Origin of the sequence: Flavonifractor sp. An9, assembly GCF_002161245.1 — a bacterium.
In the GTDB taxonomy this organism is placed as follows: Bacteria; Bacillota; Clostridia; order Oscillospirales; family Oscillospiraceae; genus Flavonifractor; species Flavonifractor avicola.
On record NZ_NFHC01000044.1, the window covers coordinates 1 to 9,470 of the forward strand.

The window sequence follows — 9,470 nt, forward strand, 5'->3', positions numbered from 1 at the left end:
CTGTGGCTGGTTCTGTGGTCAATAGCAAATGGAAAAATTTAATATTTCAAAAATTGTTGCGAATTTTAGAAGAAAAGGCCGCTTTTCAAAAGAAAAGCGACCTTCTTGTGGAGCTGCTACCCAGATTTGAACTGGGGACCTCATCCTTACCAATTATAGTTGGCCCTGTTTTAGCTTACTGTATTTTGTCGTATCTTAAACCTTGTACCCATTGTGGCACAATGGATTTACGGTTTTCCCCTGTTGTGCTTTGTCGTAGATTGTTATAGCCTTACCTCAATCCTTTTAGCGTGTAGCTCAATCCTTTGCTCAATCCTTTTCAGAGGGCATGAAAAAGCGATGCGGAAATCCGCACCGCTCTTTTTTATCCGTTTTGTGCGTTCCGTAATGCGTCCCGGACAGTCTGCCCGGCCCGCCGGATGCTTTCCTCATTGGCGTGGGCGTACATCCGCAGCGTTACCGCCGTGTCGCTATGGCCCAGCCGCTCCGATACGCTGACCACATCCGCGCCGTTGGTGATCGCTATGGAGGCGGAGCTGTGCCGGAGCTTGTGGGGGTGGAAATCCTTGACACCGTACCGTTGTCCGAACTTCTGAAAATACCTGGTGGGGCTTTGGGGGTGCATCGGCTCCGCTGTTCCCTCCTGGGTAAAGCACCACTTTGAAATGCAGGATTGCGCCTGTTTCTCCCGGAGCTGTTTCAGCAGGGCCAGCGTGTCCGGCCCCACATCCACCACCCGCACCTTGCCATTCTTTGGGCTTGTGGCATAAACCCCAGCCGCAGCCGTGTATTGCAGATTGCGCCGCACTGTCACCGCCCCAGCCTTAAAGTCAATATCGCCCCATTGGAGGCCGCAGCACTCCCCACGGCGGAGGCCGGTATCAGCGGCCAGGGAAATATATGTTTGCCATTGCAGCGGCTCCTGGGCGGCACAGGAGAGGATATAGGATAACTCCTGCACGGTATATGCCTTGTCGCTTTCCTCTTTGGGCTGTTCGTCCTTCCTGGGCGCTGGCCGTTTCACCTTCAGCATGGGGTTCATGGGGATGCTGTCATCCAAAAAGGCCATTTCAAAAATGCCGTTTAGAATGTTGTACAGTTTCACTGTTGTAGCATGGGCATATCCGGCCCGCTGGAAATCTATCAGTAGCTTTGAGATCATGGCCGGGGAGACTTCCACCAGCAGCACATCCCCCAGCACTGGGAGGATATGCTTATCCAGGAACATCCGATAGCTTGACCGGGCATTTTCGGAAAATGTGGCCTCTTTGGTGGGCATAAACACGCCGTCCGCATATTGCCGGACTGTTTTCAGCTTTGCCGCCTCTGCGGCCTCCTGGGCGGCTTTTTCTTTTTCCTGGGAGCGGTTCAGCACTTCACCGGCGGAACAGGCCCGCTCAAATTCGGCGGAAACCTTCTTTAATTCCCGCTCGACACTCCGTTTGCTCCAGCCGTCTGGCCAGTACCAGCGCATAGTATAGGGCGTCTTGCCATATCCACGGGACACGCTGATTTTGAAAAAGCGTTTCCCGTCTTTTGTTTCCATCAATTTAGTGCTGGCCATTGCTTATTCTTCCCCTTCCGTTTCTTTTTTCCGTTGTGCTGGCGAGATTGCAAACTCCCGTTTATACGCCTCACAAATCTGGGGCAGACCATCAATTAAATTAACTTGGAAAATCGTTTTAAGCATTTTCTCTTTTGATATTGTCATATCTGTACCGTCAACGTCCACTTGGATTATTTTTCCTCCAGAGTTGTCAAAAGAGTATGAGATTAGTTCTGCAATGATCGCAAGGTAGTATTCAGCATTAGAATCTTCAATCAACAGAGAAATAATATCAGAAAAGGCTGTTTCCCTGTTTTTATCAAAGATATTTTGCAATTTGCAAATGGCACCTGCGGACAGTCCAGTTATTTTATGAATGTCCTGCATGACCATATCCGCGTTTGGCATTTCAGAATTTCCGATTAGATAGTCAGCGGACACATAAAAAAAGTTGGCAATCTTTGCGAGGCCATTAACGTCTGGGAAGCTTTGCCCCTGCACATATAAGCTGACCGTTTGAGGGCGTACACCGATAGCAAGGGCAAGTTCCCGCTGCGTGGTCTTTGTTACCTCCATGAGCTTACGCAACCGGGATGGGAAGGGGTATTTCTCTGTTTCGTATGCTGATTCTTTTTTTCTTGCCATTATCTGACCTCCCAAGAAGAAAAATCCGTTTCTGTTGAATTTATTTTATAATATTTCGAAATACTTGCATTTTCCTTTGCCTTATGCTATACTGCGATTGTACCAAGTAAAGCGCAATTTGTCAAGATAAAAACAACAGAAAGGAAGTGCAGATTTTGGATTCAGAAAAGAGGATCGATGAACAGGCGCGAGCAGCGCGGGCCGAGTATTTCCGGGAGTGGAGGCGCAAAAACCCGGACAAGGTGCGGGAGAACAATCGCAAATACTGGCAGCGACGGGCCGCACGATTGGCAGCTGAAAGGGAAGGGGGCGGAGGTAAAGCAGATGGCAAAGCGGAAATTTGACCCGGACGCGCCCTATCAGGGTATCAGTGGAGCAAGCCGGATCACGGGACTTGCCCAGGGGTACATTAGAGGACTTTGTAAAAGCGGAGCGGCCCCATGTCTGCGAGTAGGGCAGGAGTACAAAATCAACATGGCCCTTTTTCTCCAGCAACTGGAGGCGGAGGCGGCAGCGAACATGAAAAGCGAGGTGAAAGCATGAACACAAAAGAAAAAGCCCCCACCCGTGAGGCAACACGGGCGGAGGCGACGGAAACGGCGGCTTTTGGCAGGGCGGCTATTTCCTATGATTATCTTACCACGACGGTGGCGGGCCGTCAACGCAGAGTTTCAGATTTCTTGAGTAGAGGCCGAGAGAACGCCGTCCCGCTACGGCACCTGAAAAAGCTGCTGGAGGTTGACGGAAGAACCGTCCGCCTGATGATTGAGCGGGAACGTCGGGCCGGGACACCAATTTGCGCCGATAACGCAACGGGATATTTCTTACCCAGCACGGCAGACGAAAAGGCCGCTTGTGTCCGCTCCATGCGCCACCGGGCCAGAGAAATTATGAAAACGGCAAGGGCCATTGAACAAGCTGAGGGGTGATATTGTGCCAGAGGCGAAAAGCCTATTACATCGTTATGCTGATTACTATGCGAAGAATATGGGCTTGCGGGTATTCCCCTGCAATGGCAAGATACCGGCCACCCCTCACGGATGCAAGGACGCTACCACAGATACAGCCCAAATTGCGGAGTGGTGGGGCGGTAACAGTGCGTACAATATCGCCATTGCTACCGGCGGCGGTCTGATGGTACTGGACGTGGACACAAACCATGATGCGGGAAAGTATGGGGACGAAACACTTGCAGACCTGGAGCGGCAGCATGGGAAACTACCTGACACATGGACTTGCTTAACCGGCAGCGGCGGTGTTCATTACTATTTTGCTTGTAATGATCCGGCTTTGACCGTTGGGGCTGGATTTGCCCCCGGCCTGGACTATCGGGGGGCGGGCGGCTATGTGATTGCCCCGCCGTCTATCCATCCTGGAACCGGGCGGGCCTACGAGTGGGAGGCCAGCAGCACACCAACAAGCGTACCTCTTGCCACTCTTCCCGACTGGCTCCACAAGCTTATGCTCCAGGGCAAGAGGGACAAGCCCAAACAGGCAAAGAGCAAGGAGGCCCCCGGAAAAATCACAGAGGGGCGGCGGAATGAAGAGATGTTCCGTCTTGCCGCCTCACTCCGGGCAAAGGGGCTGACTGTGGCGGAGATTACCGCCGCTATGATGGAGGCTAACAAGACCCGCTGTGACCCTCCGTTGAGCAAACGGGAGATCGAGACCATTTGCCAGAGCACTGGACGCTATGAGCGGGGGCCGGTTGCCGCCGCCACAGACAGCATAAAGCCCCCGGATTACTCCGACGCCGGAAACGCCGTCGTGTTCTCCCGTGTGTATCGGGATGACCTACTATATACCGATGCCCTGGGCTGGTTGTGGTGGAATGGTCAACGCTGGGAGCGGGACGACCACAAAGCCACCGCCTGGGCGCTGGAGCTGTCTGAAAAGATGTTGCAGGAGGCAAAAGAGGAAAACCGGGCGGCGTTGCTCCAAGTGGCCGAGGCCACGGCAAAACATGCGGAAACAGGGGCGGCGGAGGATGCCGACGCGCTGGAAAAGGCGAAAGCCGACGCAGCAAGGGCAAAAGCGTATCTCACCCACGCCAAGAACAGCCGGAACGCCGTCCGCATTAAGAATATGCTGGAACTGTCTAAACCGGCCCTTGTCATCAAGGCGGACAAGCTGGACGCAAATCCGTTTGACCTAAACACCCCCGCCGGCATTGTGGAATTGACCACCGGGCGGCTCCGCCCACACGAGCGGGGCGCATATTGCAGCCAGATCACGCAGACCGGGCCTGACACTAAAGGGAGCGAGATGTGGAGTGCATTTCTTGACACCATTACTTGCGGTGACGGTAGCGTGAGGGGTTTTCTCCAGCTTGTGGCCGGTATGTCACTAATTGGGGCGGTTTATCAGGAGGGCATTATTATTGCCTACGGCGGCGGGCGCAACGGCAAAAGCACCTATTTCAATGCCCTGGGCGCTGTCCTGGGAGACTATACCGGCAGTATCGACATTAAGGTGATAACCACTGACCGGGCCAACAAGGGCGCCGCCCTTGCAACCCTCCGAGGGCGGCGGCTGGTAGTCACTGGGGAATTGGAGGAACACCAACGGTTGAGCGTTGCGACACTAAAGCAGCTTGCCAGTACAGACCGCCTTGTGATTGAAGAAAAATTCAAGCAGCCGGAGACGGTGAAACAAACCCATACACTTGTCTTATTCACTAACCACCTCCCCCGTGTCGGCTCCACCGATAATGGGACATGGCGGCGGCTGATCGTTGTACCGTTCAACGCCACCATACCGGCAGGGACGGGCATACAGAACTATGCCGAAGTGCTGGTGAAGGAGGCGGGCGGCGCTATCCTGTCATGGGCCATTGAGGGCGCGGTGAATTTTGTCCGCAACGGTTTGCGGCTCCAGATCCCCGAAGTGGTGGAGGCGGCAACCGAGGCATATAGGGAGCGGGAGGACTGGTTGACAAACTTCATCAATGAACGATGTATCAGAGAGCCAAACGCCCGTGTGGGGGCCGCAGACCTTTACCGAGAATACAGAGAGTGGGCGGAAAGCACCGGCGATTATGTGCGGCGGCTTAACGACTTTGATACCACAATGGAGGCGGCGGGGTTCCAAAAAATACGCCCGAAGAACAGAAAAGCGTGGCTGGGGTTACGACTTGACTTGGAGGCAAAGTTTGGAAACCCTTATGCCGCAACGGTTTGAAGTTTTGGGTTACGGCAGGTTACGGCTGAATACAAGCCTCCCTATAAGAAAAGGGTCATTTTTAATTTTTGAAAAGTATGTTTTTAACCGTAACCAGCCGTAACCCGCCCGTGGAAAGGAGGCGAGATATTGCCGGGTAAATCCTCCCAGCGCAAGGGCGCAGACGGCGAGCGGGAGCTTGCCGCCCTGCTCCGTGAGTATGGCTATCCCGTCGAGCGGGGCGGTTCCCTGTCCTTTGGTGAGGTGCCGGACTTGTCCGGCCTCCCAGGGGTACATATCGAAGTCAAGCGCGTGGAGCGTCTGAACGTGCCGGAGGCCATGAAACAGGCCATGAGGGACGCAGAGAAATTCCACGATGGAGCGCCCACCCTGTTCCACCGGCGCAGCCGTGAGCCGTGGCTTGTGACCATGTGCCTCCATGATTGGATTGCCCTCTATGACCGCCAGAAAGCCGCAGAAACCACCAGAGAAAGGGGGTGATACTCATAACACCACGTAAAGAAAAAGCCCTGCAAGCCCTCCTTGTGAGCCGTACAAGGGCGGAGGCGGCAAAGGCCGCAGGGATTGGAGAAAGCACCTTGCGGGAGTACATAAAAGACCCGGAGTTTTCCGCCGCTTACAAGCAGGCAGCCGCCGAACTCTTGAACAGCGCAACCATGCAACTGCGGCAGAACCTGACCGCCGCGATTGACCGTCTGGGCCAAATTGTAACCGATGACACAGAGGCCAGCCCCGCCCAAATATCAGCGGCACGAACCCTGCTTGACTTCAATTTGAAATTCACAGAGCTGACCGACGTACTGGACCGTCTGACCGAACTTGAACGATGGAAGGATGAATCGAATGGTTAAAAACATCGAATCCCGCCTTGACCGGCTGAAAAGAGCAATTCCCGGCCCCGGCGTGGGTATCATGCACCAAACTGAAACCGGCTGGACAGTCTACCGTGGCGCACTCCAGCGGGATTTTCATAGTGAGGAACAGGCCCACGATTTTTTGAAACCATGCAAAACTGTGATAGTGGTTGACGTTTGAGGGGGTGAGGAATTGCCAAGCATTAAAGAGCGGTTGCGGCTGCTGTCTGACTATGTGGACAGTCAGCGGCCCACGCTGACAACGTTCATTGTGGTGGGCGGCAGCGAGTTTCACACGCCCCTGACCCCGGAGCAATATCTGATGCAACACGGCGCATACACCCCGGACGGACGGCGGATCGTACTCTATCCCCATCCCGTGGAGGGAATAGACGCTTTGAGCCTGTCCCTGTATCAACTGATCGACGAGGCCGTGGAGGTTGGAAAGCTGGAGTTTCCAGAATTGGAGAGCGATGAACTATGAACGAGATCAAGACCAGACTGCGCCGTATTGCAGACTATATTGACCGCAAACGCGGGAAGCGGCTCACTATTCTGTTTCGCACGTCAAACGGGGGAGAACAGACCGGCACCGTGGATGACCTGATAGCAGCAAAAGGGACCTTTGTTCGGGTGCTGTGTGGAAACAGCATGGATGACCTTGACCGGATTTTGCGGTATGAAATTCCAGACTATTTCTGCGTAATTGATTGATTGATAGAAAGGATGATACAAAAATGAGCAATATTGAACCCGGCTCCTGGGAGCGGGACGAGCTGGGGCGCAAGTTTCGCCGTGTGGGAAATTCCATCGAGTATGCCCCGACTATCACAACAACCTATGGAGAGTTTGAAGTGGGGCATGTTCCGCCGCCCCCGAAAATCGTAGAGGAAAAGCGCCCCAAAACCTGGGGAGACTGCCCATTCCGCTCCAAGTGTACCACACAATGCGCCCGATACACGGAAAGCGGATGCGGAATTGTAACCGGCGCGCCGCCCGTGACAGGGCAGCGGTGCCCGTTTGCAGATAAGCACTTTTTTACCACCTGTAAAGAAACTTGCGCCTTGTGGACGCTTTGCAACAGCCGAAAGGAGAATAGTTAAATGAGCCAGTACAACAAATACGCCCAGCGCCTTGATACGGCCTTTAAGACCGCCCGCGAGGAATACATGGAGGCATGGAACCAGCTCCAGGCCGCGCAGAAAGCCAACACCGACGCCCAGGCGTGGAGAGCGGAAACCTACCGGGGCGAGAACGACCTAAGACGGCAGCGGGCAAAGGCGGAGCTGCTGGAGGCTGAACACACTTTCAAGGCAACAGAGAGCCGAGTGTGGGCGGAGTTTGACCGGCAGAAAGAGGCAATCCGGCGCGACCTTGAAAGCGATGTGCGGGCCAGCTCCACCGTTGACCCTGACGCCATCGACGCCAACGCCCTAGAACTGCTGAAATCGGGCATCCTAACCGTTGACGGTGTGTTTTCCCTGGTGAGCAAGTACGACGACAACATTACCATGTTGCGGCTTATCAGCAAGACCGCAAAGGAACTTGCAGACGATAAAAAGCGCACCGATGCGAAAACCCGTGGGCTGCTTTATACGCTATGCGACCAAATCGGCAACGGAAAGAACAGCACCATGAGGAACTTTGACGACCTTGTGGAGATCAGCAACTATTGCAGCGGGCGCGGGGGCGGCGGCTTGCACCGCACCACCCCGGCCCACACTACAGCTATGAGCCAGAAGTGGGAGCAGCTCTCTGGAGACATGGTGTCGAATTTCTAAAGGGGGGAGCCGAGTGTTTACCCAAAAGCCATATGGAGGCATATAACAAGCAGAGGAAGGAGCAGAAATGAATAAATCCCAGGAAACCCGCCGCAAAAATGAGCAGGCCCGGAGAGAGCGCCACGAGCGGGAGCGGGCCGAAGTCAAGGCACAGGTGTTAGCTCTCCGCCGTGTAAGGGACGATCCAGACGCAACGCCCAGCGAAAGGCTGGAGGCCGTGAAGATGCTGGAAGATATGAAGAAACAGTATGTGATTATCTGATATAAAAATGGGGCCGGGGAGCAATCCCCGGCTCATTTTTTGCCCTACCTCAATCCTTTGCTCAATCCTTTTTGCCCCTCAAGAGAACTTCCAGAAATAGTAAAAACCCGCTATCCCTTGTGGGACAACGGGTTTGTGTGGAGCTGCTAGCCAGATTTGAACTGGCGACCTCATCCTTACCAAGGATGCGCTCTACCGACTGAGCTATAGCAGCATAATGGCGACGCGGAAGGGACTTGAACCCTCGACCTCCGGCGTGACAGGCCGGCGTTCTAACCAACTGAACTACCGCGCCATCGTGATATCTATATCCACAGCAAAGGCTGAATATTTGTTTGGCAGGGGCAGAAGGATTCGAACCCTCGGCACTCGGTTTTGGAGACCGATGCTCTACCAGCTGAGCTATACCCCTAAATGGTGGGCCTTCACGGGCTCGAACCGTGGACCGGCCGGTTATGAGCCGGCTGCTCTAACCAACTGAGCTAAAGGCCCATACCGATCCAACTGTCTTAAAAAGAGGCTCGCCGTCACACTTGTGGCGGCGAGCCACATTGTCTGGCTCCCCCTGTTGGACTCGAACCAACGACCCTGCGGTTAACAGCCGCATGCTCTACCGACTGAGCTAAGGAGGAATGTAAAAGGGCCCGGTCTGGTCAGACCAGACCCTTCTTTGTGTTGGCGTTACCTATCTTCCCGGTCCGTCTCCAGACAAGTATTTTCGGCGCAGGTGAGCTTAACTTCCGTGTTCGGGATGAGAACGGGTGGACCCTCACCGCAATCAACACCAACTTACTTTCTTTTGAAAAAGAAAGTAAGCAAAGAAAACTTCATCTGAACTTTTCTCTCCTTACCGTCTTTCTCAACGATAAGTTATTATATTCTATTTTCTTCTCACTGTCAAGACCAATTTTAAAAAAATTGGTGACCCGTGCGGGAATCGAACCCACGTTTGCGGCGTGAGAGGCCGCCGTCTTAGCCGCTTGACCAACGGGCCATTGGTGCGCCTTCACGGATTCGAACCGGGGACCCACTGATTAAGAGTCAGTTGCTCTACCAGCTGAGCTAAAGGCGCATCTGGAGCTTTGTCAGCACCCTCAAAACCGAACAATGCAGTCTCAGTATCAGGCAAGCGCCTGCAATCATCATGTTAAGGTCAAGCCCTCGGCTTATTAGTATCGGTCAGCTGCACGCGTTACCGCGCT

The 9,470-nt window shown here is 54.0% G+C and carries 13 protein-coding genes, 7 tRNA genes and 1 rRNA gene; 11 read left to right on the top strand and 10 right to left on the bottom strand.

The genetic code is table 11. The features are described 5' to 3' along the window. The coding region (locus B5G40_RS17220) for a hypothetical protein (RefSeq protein ID WP_206407263.1) at window positions 1-269 on the top strand (269 nt) is incomplete at its 5' end. A gap of 95 nt (window positions 270-364) precedes the next feature. Here the strand turns inward: B5G40_RS17220 and B5G40_RS16225 are convergent. Then, complete coding sequence (locus B5G40_RS16225) at window positions 365-1,564, bottom strand: tyrosine-type recombinase/integrase (protein WP_087400673.1); 1,200 nt, start codon at window positions 1,562-1,564, stop codon at window positions 365-367. Window positions 1,565-1,567: 3 nt separating this feature from the next. Further along, a complete protein-coding gene (locus B5G40_RS16230) occupies window positions 1,568-2,191 on the bottom strand; it encodes a helix-turn-helix domain-containing protein (protein WP_087400675.1) in 624 nt (207 codons plus the stop codon). Window positions 2,192-2,346: 155 nt separating this feature from the next. Between B5G40_RS16230 and B5G40_RS16235 the strand changes: the two genes are divergently transcribed. The 10 genes from B5G40_RS16235 (at window position 2,347) to B5G40_RS16285 (ending at window position 8,268) form a co-directional block, all read left to right on the top strand. Continuing rightward, window positions 2,347-2,535, top strand: coding sequence for a hypothetical protein (locus tag B5G40_RS16235; RefSeq protein ID WP_087400677.1), 189 nt, complete (start codon window positions 2,347-2,349; stop codon window positions 2,533-2,535). A 195-nt stretch (window positions 2,536-2,730) separates the two neighbouring features. Then, window positions 2,731-3,120, top strand: coding sequence for a hypothetical protein (locus tag B5G40_RS16245; protein WP_087400681.1), 390 nt, complete (start codon window positions 2,731-2,733; stop codon window positions 3,118-3,120). Window positions 3,121-3,124: 4 nt separating this feature from the next. Then, window positions 3,125-5,371, top strand: a complete 2,247-nt coding sequence (locus B5G40_RS16250) for a phage/plasmid primase, P4 family (RefSeq protein ID WP_087400682.1) — start codon at window positions 3,125-3,127, stop codon at window positions 5,369-5,371. A gap of 129 nt (window positions 5,372-5,500) precedes the next feature. Beyond that, window positions 5,501-5,851, top strand: a complete 351-nt coding sequence (locus B5G40_RS16255) for a hypothetical protein (RefSeq protein ID WP_087400684.1) — start codon at window positions 5,501-5,503, stop codon at window positions 5,849-5,851. Beyond that, window positions 5,848-6,222, top strand: a complete 375-nt coding sequence (locus tag B5G40_RS16260) for a hypothetical protein (protein ID WP_087400686.1) — start codon at window positions 5,848-5,850, stop codon at window positions 6,220-6,222. The genes B5G40_RS16255 and B5G40_RS16260 overlap by 4 nt, the downstream gene beginning before the upstream one ends. Next, window positions 6,215-6,406, top strand: a complete 192-nt coding sequence (locus tag B5G40_RS16265) for a hypothetical protein (RefSeq protein WP_087390710.1) — start codon at window positions 6,215-6,217, stop codon at window positions 6,404-6,406. Before B5G40_RS16260 ends, B5G40_RS16265 begins: the two co-directional genes overlap by 8 nt. Window positions 6,407-6,418: 12 nt before the next feature. Continuing rightward, window positions 6,419-6,709, top strand: coding sequence for a hypothetical protein (locus tag B5G40_RS16270; RefSeq protein ID WP_087390713.1), 291 nt, complete (start codon window positions 6,419-6,421; stop codon window positions 6,707-6,709). After that, window positions 6,706-6,939, top strand: coding sequence for a hypothetical protein (locus B5G40_RS16275; RefSeq protein ID WP_087400688.1), 234 nt, complete (start codon window positions 6,706-6,708; stop codon window positions 6,937-6,939). The genes B5G40_RS16270 and B5G40_RS16275 overlap by 4 nt, the downstream gene beginning before the upstream one ends. Window positions 6,940-7,328: 389 nt before the next feature. Further along, complete coding sequence (locus B5G40_RS16280) at window positions 7,329-8,006, top strand: hypothetical protein (RefSeq protein WP_087400690.1); 678 nt, start codon at window positions 7,329-7,331, stop codon at window positions 8,004-8,006. A gap of 67 nt (window positions 8,007-8,073) precedes the next feature. Continuing rightward, window positions 8,074-8,268, top strand: coding sequence for a hypothetical protein (locus tag B5G40_RS16285; protein ID WP_087400692.1), 195 nt, complete (start codon window positions 8,074-8,076; stop codon window positions 8,266-8,268). 138 nt (window positions 8,269-8,406) lie between these two features. Here B5G40_RS16285 and B5G40_RS16290 read toward each other — a convergent pair. The 8 genes from B5G40_RS16290 to B5G40_RS16325 all read right to left on the bottom strand — a co-directional run bounded on the left by B5G40_RS16290 (window position 8,407) and on the right by B5G40_RS16325 (window position 9,340). Beyond that, window positions 8,407-8,482 (bottom strand) — tRNA-Thr (locus tag B5G40_RS16290). 4 nt (window positions 8,483-8,486) lie between these two features. Further along, a tRNA-Asp gene (locus B5G40_RS16295) sits at window positions 8,487-8,563 on the bottom strand. A 41-nt stretch (window positions 8,564-8,604) separates the two neighbouring features. Beyond that, window positions 8,605-8,680, bottom strand: a tRNA-Trp gene (locus B5G40_RS16300). A 3-nt stretch (window positions 8,681-8,683) separates the two neighbouring features. Further along, a tRNA-Ile gene (locus B5G40_RS16305) sits at window positions 8,684-8,760 on the bottom strand. A gap of 64 nt (window positions 8,761-8,824) precedes the next feature. Beyond that, window positions 8,825-8,900, bottom strand: a tRNA-Asn gene (locus B5G40_RS16310). Window positions 8,901-8,941: 41 nt separating this feature from the next. Beyond that, window positions 8,942-9,057: ribosomal RNA gene (gene rrf / locus B5G40_RS16315) — 5S ribosomal RNA — on the bottom strand. A gap of 130 nt (window positions 9,058-9,187) precedes the next feature. Further along, window positions 9,188-9,262: transfer RNA gene (locus B5G40_RS16320), tRNA-Glu, on the bottom strand. Window positions 9,263-9,264: 2 nt separating this feature from the next. Continuing rightward, window positions 9,265-9,340: transfer RNA gene (locus B5G40_RS16325), tRNA-Lys, on the bottom strand. Window positions 9,341-9,470 lie beyond the last annotated feature (130 nt).

What these genes read in the sequence shown, in the direction of transcription:
- B5G40_RS16225 (WP_087400673.1), bottom strand. Translation starts at nt 1,564, where the DNA reads ATGGCCAGCACTAAATTGATGGAAACAAAAGACGGGAAACGCTTTTTC.
- B5G40_RS16230 (WP_087400675.1), bottom strand. Translation starts at nt 2,191, where the DNA reads ATGGCAAGAAAAAAAGAATCAGCATACGAAACAGAGAAATACCCCTTC.
- B5G40_RS16245 (WP_087400681.1), top strand. Translation starts at nt 2,731, where the DNA reads ATGAACACAAAAGAAAAAGCCCCCACCCGTGAGGCAACACGGGCGGAG.
- B5G40_RS16265 (WP_087390710.1), top strand. Translation starts at nt 6,215, where the DNA reads ATGGTTAAAAACATCGAATCCCGCCTTGACCGGCTGAAAAGAGCAATT.
- B5G40_RS16275 (WP_087400688.1), top strand. Translation starts at nt 6,706, where the DNA reads ATGAACGAGATCAAGACCAGACTGCGCCGTATTGCAGACTATATTGAC.
- B5G40_RS16280 (WP_087400690.1), top strand. Translation starts at nt 7,329, where the DNA reads ATGAGCCAGTACAACAAATACGCCCAGCGCCTTGATACGGCCTTTAAG.
- B5G40_RS16285 (WP_087400692.1), top strand. Translation starts at nt 8,074, where the DNA reads ATGAATAAATCCCAGGAAACCCGCCGCAAAAATGAGCAGGCCCGGAGA.